Origin of the sequence: Pseudomonas gingeri (genome assembly GCF_013385425.1) — a bacterium.
In the GTDB taxonomy this organism is placed as follows: Bacteria; Pseudomonadota; Gammaproteobacteria; order Pseudomonadales; family Pseudomonadaceae; genus Aquipseudomonas; species Aquipseudomonas gingeri_D.
On sequence record NZ_JACAQA010000007.1, the window covers coordinates 134,519 to 156,498 of the forward strand.

At 64.8% G+C, this 21,980-nt stretch carries 6 protein-coding genes; 3 read left to right on the top strand and 3 right to left on the bottom strand.

What is annotated here, in order from left to right; genetic code table 11:
- Nucleotides 1-2: 2 nt before the first annotated feature.
- Entirely contained in the window at nt 3-938 is a 936-nt protein-coding gene (gene syrB2, locus HX830_RS12755) for a syringomycin E biosynthesis L-threonyl-[L-threonyl-carrier protein] 4-chlorinase SyrB2 (RefSeq protein ID WP_103498869.1), read from the top strand.
- A gap of 56 nt (nt 939-994) precedes the next feature.
- Complete coding sequence (gene syrC / locus HX830_RS12760) at nt 995-2,206, top strand: syringomycin E biosynthesis aminoacyltransferase SyrC (RefSeq protein ID WP_152742294.1); 1,212 nt, start codon at nt 995-997, stop codon at nt 2,204-2,206.
- A 226-nt stretch (nt 2,207-2,432) separates the two neighbouring features.
- Here syrC and HX830_RS12765 read toward each other — a convergent pair whose 3' ends face one another.
- The 3 genes from HX830_RS12765 to HX830_RS12775 all read right to left on the bottom strand — a co-directional run bounded on the left by HX830_RS12765 (nt 2,433) and on the right by HX830_RS12775 (nt 5,593).
- Nucleotides 2,433-3,044, bottom strand: coding sequence for an aspartyl/asparaginyl beta-hydroxylase domain-containing protein (locus tag HX830_RS12765; protein WP_103498871.1), 612 nt, complete (start codon nt 3,042-3,044; stop codon nt 2,433-2,435).
- A 177-nt stretch (nt 3,045-3,221) separates the two neighbouring features.
- Nucleotides 3,222-4,592: an MFS transporter gene (locus HX830_RS12770; protein ID WP_177100514.1), complete on the bottom strand. Its 1,371-nt coding sequence runs from the start codon at nt 4,590-4,592 to the stop codon at nt 3,222-3,224.
- Entirely contained in the window at nt 4,589-5,593 is a 1,005-nt protein-coding gene (locus HX830_RS12775) for a cupin-like domain-containing protein (protein WP_177100516.1), read from the bottom strand. The genes HX830_RS12770 and HX830_RS12775 overlap by 4 nt, the downstream gene beginning before the upstream one ends.
- A 246-nt stretch (nt 5,594-5,839) precedes the next feature.
- On the opposite strand from HX830_RS12775, the gene HX830_RS12780 reads away from it, so the two are divergent.
- Complete coding sequence (locus HX830_RS12780) at nt 5,840-21,979, top strand: non-ribosomal peptide synthetase (RefSeq protein WP_177100518.1); 16,140 nt, start codon at nt 5,840-5,842, stop codon at nt 21,977-21,979.
- Nucleotide 21,980: the final 1 nt, after the last annotated feature.

A 21,980-nucleotide genomic window follows, 5' to 3' on the forward strand; every position in this document is an offset into this window, starting at 1 on the left:
CCGTGAGCAAAAAATTCGCCTTGACCCCGGAAGAGCGTGCCTCGTTCGAAAAGAACGGTTTTATCGGTCCGTTCGACGCCTACTCGCCGGAAGAAATGAAAGAAACCTGGAGACGCACCCGTCTGCGCCTGCTCGACCGTAGCGCCGCGGCCTACCAGGACCTGGACGCCATCTCCGCCGGTACCAACATCGCCAACTACGACCGTCACCTGGATGACGAATTCCTCGCCAACCACATCTGCCGCGCGCAGATCTGCGACCGCGTCGAAAGCATCCTCGGCCCGGATGTGCTGTGCTGGCGCACCGAGTTCTTCCCTAAATACCCGGGTGATGAAGGTACCGACTGGCACCAGGCCGACACCTTTGCCAACGCTTCCGGCAAACCGCAGATCCTCTGGCCGGACGCCGAAGAGTTCGGTGGCACCATCACCGTCTGGACCGCGTTCACCGACGCCAACATCGCCAATGGTTGCCTGCAGTTCATTCCTGGCACCCAGAACAGCATGAACTACGACGAAACCAAGCGCATGAGCTACGACCCCGAAGCCAACAACAGCGAGGTGGTCAAGGACGGCGTACGTCGTGGTTTCTTTGGTTACGACTATCGCCAGTTGCAGATCGACAAGGACTGGAAGCCCGACGAGGCAGCGGCCGTACCGATGCAGATGAAAGCCGGCCAGTTCATTATTTTCTGGTCGACCCTGATGCACGCCTCCTACCCCCACAGCGGCGAAACAGAAGAAATGCGCATGGGCTTCGCCTCGCGTTATGTGCCGTCGCACGTACAGATCTACCCGGACTCGGACCATATCGAAGAGTACGGCGGTCGCATCAGCCTGGAGAAATACGGCGCGGTACAGGTGATCGGTGAAAAGACACCGGAATACAACCGTCTCGTGACCCATACCACCCGCGGCAAGAAATTCGAAGCGGTCTGACCCACAGCAGCCAGGCGACAGTTGGCCTGGCAATGTGCCTACAGGAGTTGAAATCCATGACTATTTCCACCGACGCAGCGATGCGCCTGTGCGAGACCGTGAGGATGCTTAGGCACCTTGCCATCCATTTGCCCGATCCCATGTGCCTGAGTTTTCTCGCCCCGGACAACGGCCTGCTCCCCGAGCAGGCTTCCCCCAGCGTGAGAGCCACGGAACGGGCGATCAACGCCGCCTTTGCGCGGATCGGCGTGCGCACCGTGCAATACCTGCACGGTGGCGAGGCACAGCTGTCGTCCTTCGAGTTTTTTATCAGCCGGAAAATCTGCCAGGCGCTCGACTACCGCTACGACCACTTCGACGATACCGAAGAGGCCAAGGCGTTCGGGCGACTGCTCAAGCATTTCGAATTCAGCGGTGCCGTGCCGGAAGTCGAGACACTGCACCTGACCACCCGCGACAACGTTTCCCTGTCGGTGCATGCGAGCACCAACCGGGAACGTCCGGCGATTGTCCTGGCCCTGCCCTGCGGCATGCCCTTCGATCTTTGCCGCGACTGGTTCAACGTCCTCAGCGAGCGCTTCTTCGTGGTCACCTGGGAGACCCGCGGCCTGTTCGGCTCCTGCGCGTCCTTCGACCAGGTCGCGGTGGACACCGAAGCCCAGGTCGCCGACCTGATCAGCGTGATGAATCACTACCAACTGCCGACGGCGCACCTGATGGGCATCTGTGGCGGTGCGGTGATCGCCCTCAGTGCGGCCGCCGCCCACGACAACCGGGTCACCTCCCTGAGCCTGTGGCACGGCGACTACAACCTGGGCGACAACAACCTGCGCACCACCCATCAGCAGAACTTCGAATGGCTGATGGAAGCGGCGGCCTTTGACCGCCAGGAAGCCACCGACCTGCAGGCGATGTTCCTCGACCAGGCGACGCTGGCCACCACGCCGGAGCCGATCGCCCATGTGGTGCTCTACCCCTACGTCAACCCGGAACTGTTCTATCGTTATGCGCGCCTGAACGATGCCTTGAACAAGACCGAGCTGGCGTCGCGGCTGGCCCGCATCAACGTGCCGACCCTGGTGGTGGCCGGCGACGCGGATGAAACCACGCATATTGGCGGCTCACGCTATATCGCCGCGTCGATCGACGATGCCACCCTGCATGTCGAGCACAACGGCAGCCACCTGGCGTTCTTTGCCTCCACCCAGTACTCGAAACAGACCGCTTTCCACTTCCTCGAAGAAACCCTCCAGCCTGTGGTCGCCTGACCGTCCAGAAGAGTGTCCCAGGACAGCCGGTAGAGACCGCCTTGACCCGCATCGCGCAGAAGCGATGCCTGGGTCAAATGGCCCGCCATGTGGAATTTGTCGATTGAGGTTTCTACCGAGGCGCAATGAGTACGGCCCGCAAGCCGGGCCTCTACAGTTTGTGGTTTTACAACAACCGTACTCTACCTGCGGAGCGGCCCGATCACTCGGCCCGCTCCTGTCGACCTCAGGTATCCATGTGTTTTTCACGATGGAACTCAAGATAGAGCACGGTACGGTGTGCCCGCGAAGCATTGACCGCGAAGTGGTCGAGGGAGCCGTCGAAGATCACCAGGTTGCCATTGGTGCTCTGGTTGAAGCTGCCGTTGACGTTGAGGTAGGCATAGTTCTGGGTGGCCGGCGCGTCGATGGTCAACTGCATGTGCAGCAGGCCTTCTTCCCAGGTGCCGGTGTGTGAGTGCGTACCGAGGAACACATTGGGCTCCATGCGCAGCAAGGCGCACAGCTTGATCCCGGGAATCTGTTTCAACAGCTCGATGGTCCCCGGCATGGCGGCCTGGGCATAGGGGATCGGTGTGTCGTAGGCCACCAGGCCGTACTGGGTCCACTCGGGCATGACGTCCATGTCGTCGCCCCAACCCCAGAGCCAGCCATACTCGCCGCCAGCCTCCATATGGGCGGCCACTTCATCGACGATCTCGGTGATCGACTTGCCAACGCGGTTGATGGTCAGGGTCGGGGCATCGAGGGCGAGAAACTCTTCACGGATCACTTCCCAGTTGTCGGCAAGGTGCTTGAGCTTGGGAAAGCGCTTGGGTTCATAAAACGACGGACGCATAGGTCCTCCTTTATCGATTGTGGTCGGCTCGGATGGCAGTGCGGCGCAGTCCTGTCGAATCCGGGACGTTGCGCGGGAGCTTGCAAAGGTTGACCCAGGGGACCTGGCCTGTCTGTCACGGGAATCCGGTACAACCCACAAGGGCACCCCATCGCACAGGGGTGCCCTACCCGGTTGTCACAGAGCGTCGGCCTGGGCCGTATCGCCGCTGCGCAGGGGCACCGCTTCAGCCGGCGCACCCTCCAGGCGACGCATCGGCCCGTAGATCAGGACCGTCAGGGACAGCAACGCAAAGAATGCCCCTGCCACCACAAACAACATGCCCACGCCACGTCCCGCACCCACCCCGATCCAGTGGCCGATCGACTCGGCATAGGCACCGCCAGGCAGCAACGCCGGCTGGAACCAGTGATCCACCAGCAGACCGCCGACGAAGATCACCAGGCTCGTGGTGGCAATGGTCAACATGCTGATCAGGGCAAACACGCTGGCGCGATTGCCGGTGGGGATCTTGCGCATCCACAACGAGTTCACGCTGGCATCGGCGACACTCGCCGCGGTGATCGCGACAAAGGCCAGGGCACAATAGGCAACGGCATGGGAGACCGCGCCCATGGCAATGACGCAGATCGACAACAGCAGGTCGGCCACCGCCACCAGCACCATCAAGCGCCGCGGGTTGCCCATGGAAATCAGCAACCCGGCGCCCGACAATCCGCCCAGCGCCGCCCAGGTGTAGGCCAGGCCCAGGGTCTGGCTGCCCAGGGTGGACAACAGCAACGGCGTCATCATCAGCGTTGCCAATGACAACAGCGCGTTGCGCAGCATGGTGTAGAACAGCAAGCCGGCCATCACGTGGCTGGCGGCAAAAAACTTCAGCGCCGCGGTGATATTGTTCAGCGAGCCGCGCAAGACCGAGCTCTTGCCGACAGCATCGGCGCGCTCCGGTGCCGGCCGCACATGGGAAAACGCCTTGATCACCAGCAAGGTCCCCGAACAGAAGGTGATCAGGTCCACCGCCAGAATCGGCACAAACCCGGCCCTGGCCATGATCGCCCCGGCCAGCAACGGCGCCACCAGCGCCGAAGCGTTCTTGCTGATGCCCATCAGGCCCGAGGCCCGGGTGAACTTGTCCGGGGAGACGATCGAATTGACCGCCGCCTGATAGGCCGGCTTGCGGAACGCCGAGACGATCGAGGCCATGCAGTTGAAGATATACAGGTGCAGCGGCTCCAGCCGGTCGAACCAGAGCAGGCCCATGACGCCGAACAGCAGCAGCGCCAGGCTGACGTCGCAACAGACAATGATCAGCCGGTGGCTGACCCGGTCGGCCAGCCCGCCGGCCAAGGGCAGGAACACCACCGCCGGCAAGGTCGCCGCCAGCACCACATTGGCAAACGCCACCGCCGAGCCGGTATGGGAGTAGACCCAGACGCCGAGGGCGAACTCCATCAGCGCCGTGCCGACGATCGCCAGGGACTCACCGCACCACAGAAAATAGAAACTTCGCCCCAGGTCGAAGGCCGGCAGACGGCGCTTGCGGCTCATGGGCGCACATCGCGCAGCGTGAACACCGACTTCACCCGCTGCCCCAGTCGCCAGGCCAGGGAGTAGGCCACCGCTCCCAGCACCAGCGGCGCCAGGCGGGAAAATAGATAGGTACGCAGTACCCGCCTGGCGATCGGCGAGCGGATATCGCCACTGACATGCAAGGGCGTCGGAAAGGTCGCGGCCACCGTCGCGCCAAATGCGTCATCCATCGATTGCACCGCATGCCACCAGTACACCGGGATATACAGCGCATCGCCCGGCTCCACCACCGTGCGCAACGCCTGCAGGCCACGGGTGCCGGGGAAACGCCGGGTATCGATGTCGTACAGGTAGCCGGCTTCTTCGACGACCGGCTGCAGCGCCCGCCAACTGGTCTCGTCCGGCGGCAGCAGAAGGACCTCCTTGGCCCCGACGACTTGAGCCATGAAGGTCTCGTCGACGACATGGAAATGCCAGTCGGTGTAGGAATTGCGGTACAGGAAACTGCGATGGGAGGGGTAGTGCCGGGACTTGGACAGCTGCGGCATGAACGGCAGGCCGCCGACATCATTCTTCATCTGCTCGATGGCCGAGCCTTCGGAAAAACGACAACTGTCGGCCACCAGGGGGTCACTCCCCTGGCCCAACTCATCGAGAAACTCGTGAAACGGCATTTCCCGGTAAACCGTGCCCGCATACTCGGTCAACGTCGCCTTGACCTCGGGGTTCGACCAGCCAATGACCTCCGAGACGATCTTTGAGCGCACCACCACCGGGTTGTTGCGCGAATGCGTCTTGAAGTAATCCAGGCGTTGCCATTTCTCGAACGCCGGCCAGTGGCGCACGGCATTTTTCACCAGGCAGGGACGGTTGTGGTTGACGTAGCGACGGGTGAATTCCTCCCGGGAAATCGTCAACGCATCGATCACCTCGACAGGTCCCGCCTGGGGGTGATTGGGAAACCGCGACAGACTCCAGAACTTCGACTCAGGGCGATCCACTTCGGCGATCAATGACATTGTGCGACCCTCGCAAGAACACTCAGGGCCGTTGATATAACAGACTCGCGCGCGCGGTCCCAAACGCGCCGATGGCCCCCGCACGGGGTTGTCCCTGCTTCCCATGACAGACATCGCCCAGTGGATGCTCTAGTTTTTTCCCACGCTTTTCCTTCGTCCCGCCGACAGGCAGTTGTCCTGACTCCTACGCACCACTGCGCTTCGAGCGGAGACGAACCCACTGATTCTGCAAACAGGTGCTCCGAAATGGATTCGTCGACCGACAAGCTGTCCGCGCAAGCCTGCGCGTCCCACGAACTGGCCTCGGTCCAGCAGGGCATCTGGCTCGATCAGATCGCACACCCGGATCTGCCCTACTACAACATCGGCATGTCCCTGGAGATCAAGGGCGAAGTCAACATCCCGTTGTTCGAGAAGGCCATTGAAATGGTCGCCAACCGCAATGACACCCTGCGCCTGAGCTTCAGCCACGAGGGTGGCACCGGCCGCCAGCGGGTCCTGCCCGAGGTCAAGGTCAAGCTGGAAGTCGTGGAGTTCTCCGAGGCCGACGACGATGCCGGACTGGCCATGGCCTACCTGCGCGATGCCTTCCGTCAACCCTTCGAATCGCTGACCGGACAACTCTGGGAAGCGCGCCTGGTGCGTTGCGGGCCGCAGCGCCATTACTGGCTCAACCGCTACCACCACCTGGTGACCGACGGTATCGGCGTGGCCTTGATCGGCCATGCCGTGGGCGCCGCCTACAACGGTCTGCTGGCCGGCAACGAAGAGGTTGCCGAAGGCCATTCCTACCTGTCGTTCCTTGAAGAGGACCGGGCTTACCTGCAGTCCTCGCGCTACGAGCGCGACCGCCAGTTCTGGCAGGACACCTACGCGCAATTGCCACCGTCGCTGCTGCAACGCCGGGCCGACTTCAAGGCCGGCAAAGCCAATGAACTGGCCCCCAGCGAGCAGGTCCAGGCCATGCTGCCGCGTGCCCTGTACAACGCCCTGACGCAGTTCGCCAGCGAACGCAGCCTGTCGGTGGCCCATGTGCTGATCAGCGTCGTCAGCACCTATTTCTGCCGCACCGTGGGCGTCGATGAAATCGTCATCGGCATGCCCGTGCACAACCGCACCACCGCTCGCCAGAAAGCCACCGCCGGGATGTTCTCCTCGGTCAGCCCGATTCGCCTGGCGGTGGATCCCCAGGGCTCGTTGCTGGACCTGATGAACGCCGCCGGCGGGCAACTGCGCCGCTGCTACCGCCACCAGCGCTTCCCCATCGCCGAGCTCAACCGCACCCTGCGCCTGGCGCAGAGCGGACGCCGGCAACTGTTCGACGTTTCGCTGTCGTTCGAAAGCCTGGACGGCGACGATCAGTTCGGTGGCACCTCATCGCGGGTGATCACCATGGACAACGGCTACGAGCAGACGCCGATGGCGATCTTTGTCCGCGACTACCACCCGTTCGAAGACGTCCACCTCGACTTCAACTTCAACACCGCCTACTACAGCCTCGAAGAAGCCCAGCGCTTGCAACAGCGCATGTTCGCGATGCTCGAAGCGGTGCTGGAACAGCATGACACGCCGGTGGCGCACTTCCCCCTGATGGGCGAGGACGAACGTCAGCGCCTGTTGCTCGAATTCAACGCCACCGCCCATGAATATCCCCGCGATGTGCTGATCCACCAGTTGATCGAACAGCAGGCCGCCCAACGTCCGGACGCCTGCGCCGTACGCGGCGATGGCGGACCGTTGCTCAGCTACGCGCAACTCAACCGCCGGGCCAACCAGCTCGCCCATCGCTTGATCGAGCTGGGCGTGGAGCCGGACAGCCGGGTGGCCGTCAGCCTGCGCCGTGGCCCGGAAATGGTCGTCGCGCTGCTGGGGATTCTCAAGGCCGGCGGCGCCTATGTGCCGATCGATCCGGACCTGCCGAGCGCCCGCCAGGCCTACATGCTGGGCGACAGCACCCCGCGCGCGGTGCTCACCACCCATGAATGGCTCGACGGCCTGGCATCCTTGAACGTGCCGGTGCTGGTGCTCGACGATACCAACGACAGCGCGCAACTGGCCGCGCAACCCGCCTACAACCCGGACACCCAGGCCCTCGGCCTGCTGCCGACGCACCTGGCCTACGTGCTCTACACCTCGGGTTCCACCGGCACGCCGAAAGGGGTGATGAACGAACACCTGGGCGTGGTCAACCGCCTGCTCTGGGCCCGCGACGAATATGCCGTCGACGCCAATGACCGGGTACTGCAAAAAACCCCGTTCGGTTTCGACGTGTCGGTCTGGGAGTTCTTCCTGCCGCTGCTCGCCGGTGCCGAACTGGTCATGGCCCGCCCGGGCGGCCACCAGGAGCCGGACTACCTGGCCCAGGTGATGCGCGACAACCGCATCACCTTGCTGCACTTCGTGCCGTCGATGCTCGACCTGTTCCTCGAACACCGCGCGGCCCGTGATTTCCCTACCCTGCGTCGGGTGCTGTGCAGCGGCGAAGCCCTGCCCCGTGGCCTGCAACGGCGCTTCGAACAACAACTGCCGGGGGTCGAGCTGCATAACCTGTATGGCCCGACCGAAGCGGCCATCGACGTTACCGCCTGGCAGTGCCGTCCCACCGATCCGGGCGAAAGCGTGCCGATCGGCCGGCCGATTGCCAATATCCAGATGCATGTGCTGGATGCCTTGGGCCAGGTGCAGCCCCTGGGCGTGGCCGGGGAACTGCATATCGGCGGCATCGGTGTCGCCCGCGGTTACCTGAACCAGCCGGAACTGAGCGCCGAACGTTTTGCTGCCGACCCGTTTTCCAACGATCCCCAGGCACGCCTGTACAAGACCGGCGACCTCGGTCGCTGGCTGGCCAACGGTGCCCTGGAGTACCTGGGCCGCAATGACTTCCAGGTGAAAATTCGCGGCCTGCGTATCGAGATCGGCGAAGTCGAAGCCGCCCTGGCCCTGTGTGCCGGTGTTCGTGAAGTGGTGGTGATTGCCCGCGAGGACGATCCGAGCCAACCGGACAGCAAACGCCTGGTCGCCTATCTGTGCGGCGAACCGGCACCGGCCGAACAACTGCGGGTCGAATTGCTCAAGCACCTGCCCGAGTACATGGTGCCCAGCGCCTTTGTGCACCTGGACAACCTGCCACTCACCTCCAACGGCAAGCTCGACCGCCGCGCCCTGCCCGCCCCTGGCGTGGAATCCCTGGCCAGCAAGGCCTATGAAGCACCGCAAGGCAATACCGAAGTCGCCATCGCCGAACTCTGGAAAAGCCTGCTCGGCCTGGATCAGGTCGGTCGTCACGACGGCTTCCTCGAACTGGGCGGCCACTCGCTGCTCACCGTGCAACTGCAAGCCCGCCTGCACCAGGACCTTGGCGTCGAGATCGACTTGCGCACCCTGTTCGGCCTGACGTCCCTGCGCAGCCTGGCCGAGTGCGTGGACCAGGCGGCCCGGTCGTCGGTCCAGACCATTGAAGCGGTCTCCCGCGACCAGGATCTGCCATTGTCCCTGCCCCAGCAACGGCTGTGGTTCCTCGACCAGCTGGACCATGCCGCCAGTGTCGCCTATCACATGCCGGCGGCCCTGCGCCTGCGTGGCCAGCTCGACCGCAATGCCTTGCAGCGTGCCCTGGACCGCATTGTCGCCCGTCACGAAAGCCTGCGTACCACCTTCGAACGCCACGAAGGTGAAGTCCGCCAGCGCTTCGCCGCCCCTGATATCGGCTTTGCCCTGGGTGAGCACGACCTGCGTCTGCTGCCCGACGCAAGCCGCGAACAGGAGGTCGAGCAACTGACCCGGACCGAGGCCCTCAAGCCTTTCGACCTGAGCCAGGGCCCACTGATTCGCGGGCAGCTGCTGCAACTGGCCGAAGACGAGCATATCCTGCTGGTCACCCAGCACCACATCGTCTCCGATGGCTGGTCGGTGGCCGTACTGATCGGCGAGTTCAACCGCCTGTATGCCGCCTTCAGCCAGGGCCTCGATGACCCATTGCCGCCGCTGGCCCTGCAATACGCCGACTACGCGGTCTGGCAACAACAGCATCTGCAAGGCGAACGCCTGCAAACCCAGACCCGTTTCTGGAGCGAGCACCTCGGCGGCGCACCAGGCCTGCTGGAGCTGCCCACCGATCACCCACGGCCACAGGTGCAAAGTTACCTCGGCGCCACCCTGGCACTGGAACTGCCGACGGGGCTGAGTGCCAGGCTGCGCCTGTTCAGCCAGCAGCAGGGCCTGACCCCGTTCATGACCCTGCTGGCGGCCTGGTCGATCCTGCTGTCACGCCTGAGCAACCAGGCGCAAGTGGTCGTCGGTACCCCGGTGGCCAACCGTCCGCGCCAGGAAACCGAGGCGCTGATCGGCTTCTTCGTCAACACCCTGGCCCTGCGCGTCGACGTCCAGGCCGACAGTCGCGTCGACCAGTTGCTGGCGCAGATCAAGGCCACCACCCTCGACGCCTACAGCCATCAGGACCTGCCGTTCGAACAGGTGGTCGAAGCCCTGCAACCGGAGCGTAGCCTTGGCCACAGTCCATTGTTCCAGGCCATGCTGGTGCTCGGCAACACCCCCCGTGACCAGGCCCTGGCCCTGCCCGGCCTGGCACTGACCCCACTGCCCCAGGTCACCGGCACCACCCAGTTCGACCTGAGTCTGTCGCTCAACGACGACGGTGAAAGCATTCACGGCCAGTTCGAATACGCCACCGATCTGTTCGACGCAAGCACCATCGCCCGCTGGAGCCGTCATCTGCTGCACCTGCTTGACGCCCTGCTCGAGGATGCCTCGCAACCGCTGGCAAGCCTGCCATTGCTGGATCACCAACAGCGCCGCGAACTGCTCGGCAATTTCAACCCGGCCCTGGTGCCGTTCCCTGAAGGCCTGCTGTTGCAGGAAGTTTTCGAACAGCAGGTCAAGGCACGTCCCGAGGCGATTGCCGTGCAGGCCGAAGGTATCGCCCTCAGCTATGCCGAACTCAACGCCCGGGCCAACCGTATCGCCCATCGCCTGATCGCCGCCGGCCTGAACCCGGATGAGCGCGTGGCCCTGCTGGTGGAACGCAGCCCGGAAATGATCGTCGGCATCCTCGCCATCCTCAAGGCCGGCGGCGCCTACGTGCCGCTCGACCCGAACTACCCGCAGGACCGCCTGCAACACATGCTCGACGACAGTTCTCCACGGGTACTGTTGAGCCAGGGCAACCTGGCCGAACAGTTGCCGCCGCTGTCGATCCCCCATCTGCGGCTGGAAGACACCCCGGGCAACGACGCCAACCCGCGGATCAGCGGCCTGACCTCACGGCACCTGGCCTATGTGATGTACACCTCCGGTTCCACCGGCAAGCCGAAAGGGGTCATGCTCGAACACCGTTCGGTGTGCAACCAGATCGGTGCCCTGCAAGAGCGCTACGGCCTCAATCCGCAGGACCGCGTCCTGCAATTCGCCACCATGACCTTCGACATGTCGGTGGAAGAGATCTTCGGCGCGCTGCTGTCCGGCGCCACCCTGGTGCTGCGCAGCGATGCCTGGATCGCCGGCACCGCGGCCTTTGCCGCCCTGTGCGAGCAGTACGCGATCACCGTGGCCAACCTGCCGACGGTGTTCTGGCAACAGGTCAGCCGCGACGCCGATGTGGCGCTGCCGACCTCCCTGCGCCAATTCATGATCGGCGGCGAAGCGGTGGGCAAGCAGGCCGTGGCCCAGTGGTTCGAACGTGAGGGCCATCGCCCGGCACTGTTCAACGCCTATGGTCCGACCGAAGCCACGGTCAACGCCTCGATCCGCCTGATGGAGCGTGACAACGAGGATTTCCGCTCCATCGGCAAGCCGGTGCGCAATACCCAATTGCATGTACTGGATGCCGCCGGCCACCTGGCGCCGCTGGGTGTGGCCGGGGAACTGCATATCGGTGGCGTGGGCGTGGCCCGTGGCTATCTCAACCGTGCCGAACTGAGTGCCGAGCGCTTTATCGCCGACCCGTTCACCACCGACCCCGACGCCCGCCTGTACAAGACCGGCGACCTTGGTCGCTGGCGCGCCGATGGCACCCTGGAATACCTGGGCCGTAACGACGACCAGGTGAAGATTCGTGGTTTCCGTGTCGAACTGGGCGAGATCGAAGCCGTGCTCGCCGCCTGCGCCGGTGTCCGCGAAGCCGTGGTGGTGGCCCGGGAAAGCAAACCCGGCCAGTCCGACAGCAAACGCCTGATCGCCTACCTGTGCGGTGAACCGCTACCGGTTGAACAACTGCGTGCCGCCTTGCTCGAAGCCCTGCCGGATTACATGGTGCCGAGTGCCTATGTGCATCTGGAAGCCATGCCCTTGACGCCCAACGGCAAGCTGGACCGTCTGTCCCTGCCCGCTCCGGGACAGGACGCCTTCGCCAGCCGTGCCTACGAGGCACCGCGCGGCGAGATCGAACAGATTGTCGCGACTGTCTGGCAGGACCTGCTGGGCATCGAGCAGGTCGGCCGTCATGACCGTTTCTTCGAGCTCGGCGGCCACTCGCTGTTGGCCGTCAGCCTGATCGACCGCCTGCGCCAGCACGGTCTCAACGCCAGCGTGCGCACCGTGTTCACCGCCCCCAGCGTGCGGGAAATGGCCCAGGCCATCAGCCGCGACGGCCAGGCCCTGTTCCAGGCCCCGGCCAACCGTATCCCGGCCGATTGCACCCGGTTGACCCCGGAGATGTTGCCGCTGGTGGCACTGAGCGCCGCCCAGTTGGAGCGGATCGTCGCCGCCGTTCCCGGGGGTGCCGCCAATATCCAGGACATCTACCCGCTGGCGCCACTGCAGCAAGGCATCCTCTTCCATCACTTGCTGGGCCACGAGGGCGACGCCTACCTGGTGCGCTCGCTGATCGAGTTTGATGATCGCCAGCGCCTCGATACCTTTATCGAAGCCTTGCAAACAGTGATCGACCGTCATGACATCCTGCGTAGCGCGGTGCACTGGGTCGGCCAGCCCCAAGCGGTGCAAGTGGTCCATCGCCGGGCCCAACTGCCAATCCAGACCCTCACCCTGACACCGGACGAAGACCCGCGCCGCCAGCTGGAGCGCCTGAGCGATCCACGCCACTTGCGCCTGGACCTGCAACAGGCACCGCTGATGCGAGCCTGCATCGCCCGCGATCCGCACTCCGAGCGCTGGCTGCTGGCCCTGCTCGACCACCATATGATCAGCGACCACGTGTCCCTCGGGATCGTGCTCGAGGAAATCCGCGCCCTGATGCTGGGTCAGGCAACCGAGCTGCCGGCCCCGCAACCCTATCGCGAGTTTGTCGCACAGATCCTCGCCACGCCGGCCGAGGTCCACGAAGCCTACTTCAGCCGCCGCCTGGCCACTGTCGATGAGCCGACCGCGCCATTTGGCGTGCTGGATATCCAGGGCGACGGTGCCCGGGTAACGGAAACCAGCGTGCGCCTCGATCCGGCCCTGAGCCGCAAGGTCCGCGCCCGTGCGCAAGCCGCCGGGGTTACGCCGGCAGTGTTGTTCCATATTGCCTGGGCCCAGGTGCTCGGACGCTGCACCGACCGCGACGATGTGGTGTTCGGCACCGTGGTTGCCGGGCGCCTGCAAGGCTCGGCCGGGGCTGATCGCGCCCTCGGGGTGTTTATCAATACCCTGCCGGTGCGGGTGCAACTGGCCCAGCTCGGTGTCGCCGCGCTGGTGGACGAGACTTATCGCGACCTCAGTGAAATGCTGGTCCACGAACAGGCCTCCCTGGCCCTGGCCCAACGTTGCAGCGGGGTGGCCGCAGGCCTGCCGCTGTTCACCAGCCTGTTCAACTATCGTCATTCGAGCGATGGCGGCTCCCTGGCCAACCAGGATCAGGTACTGGCCTGGGAGGGCGTGCGCTTCCTGAGCAACGAAGCGCGCACCAACTACCCGATTGAAGTGGCGGTTGCGGATGAGGGTGTCGATTTCTCCCTGACCGCCCAGGCCATCGAAGGCATCGACCCGCACCGTATCGCCGCCTATCTTGGTCAGGCCGTTGCCGAGCTGGTCGAGGCGCTTGAGCAAGACCCGGCGCGTCTGGCCAGCAGCCTGGACGTCGTGCCCGAAGCCGAGCGGCAACTGCTGCTCAACAGCTTCAACAACACCGCTACCGAGTTCGCGCCGGCAGAGCCGATCCATGCCCTGTTCGAAAGCCAGGTCCGTGCCAATCCCGACGCCGTGGCCCTGGTCTGCGAAGACCGGCAACTGAGCTATCGCCAGCTCAACCGCCGCGCCAACCATCTGGCCCGGCAACTGCTGGCCCTTGGTGTACAACCCGACGAACGCGTGGCCATCTGCGCCGAACGCAGCCTGGACATGATTGTCGGTCTGCTGGGTGTGCTCAAGGCCGGCGGTGCCTATGTACCCATCGACCCGGCGCATCCTGCCGACCGCATGGCCTTCATGTTGCAGGACAGCCAACCACGCGCTCTGCTAACTCAAACAGCCCTCACCCTGCCGGCTGGCGATACGACGCTGTTGCTGCTCGATACCGCCGAGTCGCTACGTGCCGCTGACGATGAGGCTTTCGATGCCAACCCAACGGTCGCGGGCCTGACGCCGGAAAACCTGGCCTATGTCATCTACACCTCCGGCTCCACCGGCCAGTCCAAAGGCGTGATGGTCGAGCACCGCTCGGTGTTCAACTTCTGGAACGTGCTGACCCGCACCACCCACCAGCATTGCCCGACACCAGCTACCGTGGCGCTTAACGCCGGGTTCTTCTTCGACATGTCGATCAAGGGCATCTCGCAGCTGTTCTCCGGCCACAAGCTGGTGATCATCCCGCAACTGATCCGCGCCAGCGGCGGCGAGCTGCTGGACTTCCTTGAACAGCACCGGGTTCATGCCTTCGACTCGACCCCATCGCAGCTCGATACCCTGCTCTCCGCCGGCCTGCTGGAACGCAGCAGCTACCAGCCGATCAGCGTGCTGCTGGGTGGCGAAGCGATCAACGCCAGCACCTGGGAAAAGCTGCGCAACTGCCCGACCATCCGCTTCTACAACATGTACGGCCCGACCGAGTGCACGGTGGACGCCACCATCGACCTGATCCGTGACCTCGGTGAAAAACCGAGCATCGGCCGGCCGATTGCCAACGTCCAGGTGCATGTCCTCGATACCCGTGGCGAACCTGCACCACTGGGCGTGGCCGGGGAAATCCATATCGGCGGTGCCGGTGTGGCCCGCGGATACCTCAACCGCGACGAACTGAGTGCCGAGCGTTTTATCGTCGACCGGTTCTCTCAAGTCGCAAACGCCCGCCTCTACAAAACCGGCGACCTTGGCCGCTGGCTGGCCGACGGCACCCTGGAGTACCTGGGCCGCAACGACTTCCAGGTGAAGATCCGCGGTTTCCGTATCGAACTGGGTGAAATCGAAAATGTGCTGCTGAACTGTGCCGGCGTCACCGAGGCCGTGGTCATCGCCCGGGAAGACCAGCGCCTGGTGGCCTACCTGTGCGGCGAGCCGGCGTCCGCCGAACAGCTGCGCAGCGAGCTGCTCAAACACCTGCCCGAGTACATGGTGCCCAGCGCCTTTGTGCACCTGGACAGACTGCCACTCACCTCCAACGGCAAGCTCGACCGCCGCGCCCTGCCCGCTCCTGGCCTGGAATCCCTGGCCAGCAAGGCCTATGAAGCACCGCAAGGCAATACCGAAGTCGCCATCGCCGAACTCTGGAAAAGCCTGCTCGGCCTGGATCAGGTCGGTCGTCACGACGGTTTCCTCGAACTGGGCGGCCACTCGCTGCTCACCGTGCAACTGCAAGCCCGCCTGCACCAGGACCTTGGCGTCGAGATCGACTTGCGCACCCTGTTCGGCCTGACGTCCCTGCGTAGCCTGGCCGAGTGCGTGGACCAGGCGGCCCGGTCGTCGGTCCAGACCATTGAAGCGGTCTCCCGCGACCAGGATCTGCCATTGTCCCTGGCCCAGCAACGGCTGTGGTTCCTCGACCAGCTGGACCATGCCGCCAGTGTCGCCTATCACATGCCGGCGGCCCTGCGCCTGCGTGGCCAGCTCGACCGCAATGCCTTGCAGCGTGCCCTGGACCGCATCGTCGCCCGGCATGAAAGCCTGCGCACGACCTTCGAACGGCAGGACGGCAAAGTCAGTCAGCGCTTCGCCACTGAAGACATCGGCTTTACCCTGGCCGAGCACGACCTCCGCGCCCTGGCAGGCGAAGCCCGTGAACTGGCGGTCGAACAACTGGGCCAGGCCGAAGTCCACGCTGCCTTCGACCTGAGCCAGGGTCCGCTGGTCCGCGGACGCCTGCTGCAACTGGCCGAAGACGAGCATATCCTGCTGGTCACCCAGCACCATATCGTCTCCGATGGCTGGTCCGTGGCGGTGCTGATCGGCGAGTTCAACCGCCTGTATAGCGCCTTCAGCCAGGGTCTCGACGATCCGCTGCCACCGCTGGCCCTGCAATACGCCGACTATGCCAACTGGCAACAACAGCACCTGCAAGGCGAACGCCTGCAGGCCCAGACCCGTTTCTGGAGCGAAAACCTGAGCGGTGCGCCCGGCCTGCTGGAACTGCCGAGCGATCATCCACGGCCACACGTGCAGAGTTATATCGGTGCGACCTTGCCGCTGGAACTCCCCGTTGCACTGAGTGCCAAGCTGCGCCAGTTCAGCCAGCAACAGGGCCTGACCCCGTTCATGACCCTGCTGGGGGCCTGGTCGATCCTGCTGTCGCGCCTGAGCAACCAGGCGCAAGTCGTGGTCGGTACTCCGGTGGCCAACCGCCCACGCCAGGAAACCGAAGCGCTGATCGGCTTCTTCGTCAACACCCTGGCCCTGCGGGTCGATGTCCAGGCCCACCACCGCGTCGACCAGTTGCTGGCGCAGATCAAGGCCACCACCCTCGACGCCTACAGCCATCAGGACCTGCCGTTCGAGCAGGTGGTCGAAGCCCTGCAACCGGAGCGTAGCCTTGGCCACAGTCCGTTGTTCCAGGCCATGCTGGTGCTCGGCAACACCCCCCGTGACCAGGCCCTGGCCCTGCCCGGCCTGGAACTGACCCCACTACCTCAAGTCACCGGCACCACCCAGTTCGACCTGAGCCTGTCGCTCAACGACGACGGTGAAAGCATCCGTGGCCAGTTCGAATACGCCACCGATCTGTTCGACGAAAGCACCATCGCCCGCTGGAGCCGCCATCTGCTGCACCTGCTCGACGCCCTGCTCGGCGATGCCGGACAACCGCTGGCGAGCCTGCCATGGCTCGACGCAGAACAACGCGAGCAACTGCTGACGACCTTCAATCCAGCGCAAACGCCCCTGGACGAACAACCGCAGCGTCTGCCCCAGCGTGTCTTCGAGGCCCAGGCGGCACTCACCCCGCACGCGGTGGCACTGGTCTGCGCCGGACAAACCCTCGATTACGCCGTGCTCAATGCCCGGGCCAACCGTATCGCCCACCGTCTGATCGCTCTCGGCGTGCGCCCTGACGACACCGTCGGCCTTTGCGCCCGCCGCAGTCCGGAGATGGTTATCGGCCTGCTCGGTATCCTCAAGGCCGGTGCTGCCTACGTGCCACTGGACCCGCAATACCCGGCGCAACGCCTGGCCCATATGCTCGCCGACAGCGCGCCACGGGCCCTGGTGTTCCAGCAAGGGCTGGACGAACTGCCGCTGCCCGCGGGCCTGGCGACCCTTGAACTGAACGACCCGACGCTGCTCGACGTAGCGGATCACAACCCGCAGGTGTCGGCGCTGAACTTCAGCCATCTGGCCTATGTGATCTACACCTCGGGCTCCACCGGCTTGCCCAAGGGCGTGATGGTCGAACATCGCGGCCTGCGCAACCTGCTCGACTGGTACCTCGAGGACCTGGCGCTGCATGCCGGGGACGCAGTGCTGCTGGCCTCCTCCTACAACTTCGACCTGACCCAGAAGAATATCCTTGCGCCGCTGATGGTCGGCGCCGCGCTGCACCTGGCCGAAGAACCGTTCAACCCTGCGGCCATCGTCGCGCAGATCGCCAAGGCCGGCGTCACCCACATCAACCTGTCACCGAGTGCCTTCCACGCCCTGGTGGACGCTGACCCACAACAGGCCCTGGCCTGCCTGAAACGCGTGGTCCTGGGGGGCGAGCCGATCCAGATCGCCATGCTGGAAAAACTCGCCCTGCCACGCCCGGCGGTGATCAACAGCTACGGCCCCACCGAGTGCAGCGACGTGGTCGCCTGGCACACGGCGGACACAGACCTGGCGACCTACCAGGAGCGGTCGATCCCGATTGGCCGGCCGATCCGCAATATGCAACTGCATGTGCTCGACAACCACGGTCAATTGCTGCCCGTGGGGGTCCGCGGCGAGATCCATATCGGCGGCGTCGGCGTTGCCCGCGGCTACCTCAACTTGCCGCAACTGAGCGCCGAGCGTTTTATCAGCGACCCGTTCTCCGCACTGGCCAACGCCCGCCTGTACAAGACCGGCGACGTCGGCCGCTGGCTGCCCGACGGCACCCTGGAATACCTCGGGCGCAATGACGACCAGGTGAAGATCCGTGGCCTGCGGGTCGAACTGGGGGAAATCGAGGCGGCCCTCGCCGCCCTGCCAGGTGTTCGCGAGGCGGCAGTCATTGCCCGCGAGCAGCAGGCCGGACAAGCCGACAGCAAGCGCCTGATCGCCTACCTCTGTGGCGAACCGGCCAGCGCCGAGCAATTGCGCGCCGAATTGCTGACCCGCCTGCCCAGCCATATGGTGCCGAGCGCCTTTGTGGTGCTGGATGTCCTGCCCTTGACCGCCAACGGCAAGCTCGACCGTCGGGCCCTGCCGGAGCCGGGCCAGGACGCCTACGCCAGCCGTACCTACGAGGCCCCTCAGGGCCCCGTGGAACAAGTTATCGCCACGATCTGGGAGCAATTGCTCGGTCTGCAACGTGTCGGTCGCCATGACGGTTTCTTCGAGCTCGGCGGCCACTCGCTGATGGCCGTCAGCCTGATCGAACGCCTGCGCGAACAAGGCCTGAACGCCGATGTGCGGCGGGTCTTCAGCGCCCCGAGCCTGCGCGAGCTGGCCCTGGCCGTGGGCCAGGCCAGTGAAGCGCTGTTCCAGGCACCGGCCAACCGGATCCCGGACGATTGCACACAGCTGACAGCGGATATGTTGCCGCTGGTGACGCTGAACGCCACGCAGCTGGAGCGAATCGTCGCCGCCGTGCCCGGCGGGGCCGCCAATATCCAGGACATCTACCCCCTGGCGCCGCTGCAGGAAGGCATTCTTTTCCATCACTTGCTCGGCCATGAAGGCGATGCCTACCTGGTGCGCTCGATGATCGAGTTCGACGACCGCCAGCACCTGGACGCCTTTATCGGTGCCCTGCAGCAGGTGATCGAGCGGCATGACATCCTGCGCACGGCCGTGCATTGGGACGGCCTGCCCCAGGCGGTGCAAGTGGTGCAACGTCACGCTCGCCTGCCGGTGCACAGTGTCACCCTCGACAGCGACAAGGACCCGCTGGAGCAGTTGCGCAACCTCAACGATCCACGGCAACTGCGCCTGGACCTGCGCCAGGCGCCGCTGATGCGCGCCTGTATCGCCCGCGATCCGCACTCCGAGCGCTGGTTGCTGGCGTTGCTCAACCACCATATGGCCAGCGACCATGTGACCCTGGAAATCGTCCTGGAAGAAATCCACGCGATCCTCCACGGCCAGGGCGACAGCCTGCCGGTGCCACAACCCTATCGCGACTTTATCGCCCAGACCCAGGCCACTCCGGCTGAAGTCCATGAAGCCTACTTCCGCCGCCGCCTGGCCGATGTCGATACACCGACCGCGCCGTTCGACCTGCTGGAAGTCCAGGGCGACGGCAACCACATCGAAGAAGCCGAGGTGCACCTGAGCAGCGAGCTCAGCCGGCGTATCCGGGCCCAGGCCCGCGAACGCGGAATGACCCCGGCGGTGCTGTTCCATGTGGCCTGGGCCCAGGTCCTGGCCCGCTGCACCGGCCGCGACGACGTGGTCTTCGGCACCGTGGTCGCCGGTCGCCTGCAAGGTTCGGCGGGTGCCGAACGGGCCCTCGGAGTCTTTATCAATACCCTGCCGGTGCGGGTGCAACTGGCCACGCAAGGGGCCCATGAGCTGGTCCTGGCGACTCACCGCGACCTCGGCGAGCTGCTTGCCCACGAACAGGCATCCCTGGCCCTGGCCCAACGTTGCAGTGGCGTGGCCAAGGCCCTGCCGCTGTTCACCAGCCTGCTCAACTACCGCCACCAGAGCGATGACAGCCAGTTGCAATGGCCGGGCATGCGCATGCTCGACAGCGCCGAGCGGACCAACTACCCGCTGACCCTGTCGGTCAACGACTACGGCGACGATCTCGGCCTGTTGGTGCAAAGCGTGCGGCCGGTGGACCCGCAACGCCTCTGCGCCCTGATGCAGCGTGCCCTGGAGCAACTGACCCAGGCGCTGATGTACACGCCGAAAATCCCCCTCACGCAACTCGATGTGCTGCCGCCCGCGGAGCGCACCCTGTTGCTCGAAACCTTCAACCAGAATCGCCTGGACTACCCGACGGACGCCTGCATCCAGCAACTGTTCGAAGAGCAGGTGTGCTGGACGCCGGAAGCCATCGCCCTGGTCGATGCCCAGGGCAGCCTCGACTATGCCGGACTCAACGCCCGCGCCAACCACCTGGCCCAACAGCTGATCGCGGCCGGCACCCAGCCAGGTGACCTGATCGCCATCTGTGTCGAACGCGGCGCGGCGATGATCGTCAGCATCCTCGCCATTCTCAAGGCCGGTGCCGCCTATGTGCCGCTGGACCCGACCTACCCGGCCGAACGCCTCGTCGCGATTGTCGAGGATGCCCAACCGCGCTTGCTGCTGGCCGATCCGCTCGGACGCGCGGCGGTGGGCGAACTGACTGGCACGACCCGCTACCTGGCGCTCGAACAGGCCGATACGCCGACGCCGGCAGCCAACCTGGAAAATCCACAGTTCGCCGCCGGCGCCCTGACCTCGGCACACCTGGCCTATGTGATCTACACCTCCGGTTCCACCGGCAAGCCCAAGGGCGTGATGATCGAGCACCGCAACCTGGTGGCCTCGACCCTGGCCCGCTGTGCCGTCTACGCACCGAACGAAGACCGGCGCTTCCTGTTGCTCTCCTCGATTGCCTTCGACAGCTCGGTGGCGGGGATTTTCGGTACCCTGGTCAGCGGCGGCACCTTGTGCATCCCGGATGCCGAAACCGCCCGCGATCCCGAAGCCGTTGCCCGCTTCATCGAGGCAAAGGCGATTACCACCCTGCTCTGCGTGCCGTCCCTGGGCCGCCTGGTGCTGGGCAGCCTGGCCAGCGGCAAGGGTCACGCCAGCCTGCGCGAGATGATTGTCGCCGGCGAAGCCTGCCCGCCGCTGCTGGTGCAGGAGTGCGCCAGCTTCGAACCGGCCATCACCCTGTACAACGAATACGGTCCCACCGAAGGCACGGTCTGGGCCACGGTGCACCGCTGCTCCGGTGATGAACAGGGCACGGTGCCGATCGGCCAGGCCATTCCCAACACCCGCCTGTACCTGCTCGATCCGCAAGGCCAGCCGGTGCCCCTGGGGGTTTCGGGTGAGCTGTATATCGGTGGCGAAGGGATTGCCCGTGGCTACCTGAACCGGCCGCAATTGAACGCCGAACACTTCCTCGCCGACCCGTTCGGCCTCAGCGACGACGCACGGATGTACCGCACCGGCGACCTGGTGCGGATGCGTCCCGACGGGGTGCTCGAGTTCCTCGGCCGTAACGACCAGCAGGTGAAGATCCGCGGCTTCCGTATCGAACCCGGTGAAATCGAAGCGCTGATGCTGACCCTGCCGGGCGTACGCGAGGCGGCGGTGATCGCTCGCGAGGATGTTCCGGGCAGCACCCGTCTGGTGGCCTATCTGAGCGTCGAGCCGCACCTGGCCGGACGCAATGCCAGCCATACGCTGCGGCCTTACCTCAGCTCGCAACTGCCGGACTACATGGTGCCGTCAGCCTTCGTGCTGGTCGAGCAACTGCCGCTAAGTCCCAACGGCAAGCTCGACCGTCGCGCCCTGCCGGTCCCTGCCGCCGAAGACTTCGCCCACCGCGAGTACGAAGCGCCCAACGATGAGACCGAAACCCTGCTGGCGGCGATCTGGGCCGACTTGCTGGGCCTCGAACGCATCGGCCGGCATGACGACTTCTTCGAACTCGGCGGTCATTCGTTGCTGGCCGTGCAGGTCACTCTCCGGGCCCGCGAGACCTTCGGTGTCGAAGTGCCCCTGAGGGGCCTGTTCGAACATCCGTCGCTGCAGGCCCTGGCCGACCTGGTCACCACCCTGCAACTGGCGCAGTACGAGTCGGACGAACTGCTGGACCTGCAACAAGAAATGGCTTCGCTGTCTGAAAGCGAACTGCTCGCTATCGTCTCCAAGGATGCTTGAT

What these genes read in the sequence shown, in the direction of transcription:
- HX830_RS12770 (WP_177100514.1), bottom strand. Translation starts at nt 4,592, where the DNA reads ATGAGCCGCAAGCGCCGTCTGCCGGCCTTCGACCTGGGGCGAAGTTTC.
- HX830_RS12765 (WP_103498871.1), bottom strand. Translation starts at nt 3,044, where the DNA reads ATGCGTCCGTCGTTTTATGAACCCAAGCGCTTTCCCAAGCTCAAGCAC.
- HX830_RS12780 (WP_177100518.1), top strand. Translation starts at nt 5,840, where the DNA reads ATGGATTCGTCGACCGACAAGCTGTCCGCGCAAGCCTGCGCGTCCCAC.
- HX830_RS12775 (WP_177100516.1), bottom strand. Translation starts at nt 5,593, where the DNA reads ATGTCATTGATCGCCGAAGTGGATCGCCCTGAGTCGAAGTTCTGGAGT.
- syrC (WP_152742294.1), top strand. Translation starts at nt 995, where the DNA reads ATGACTATTTCCACCGACGCAGCGATGCGCCTGTGCGAGACCGTGAGG.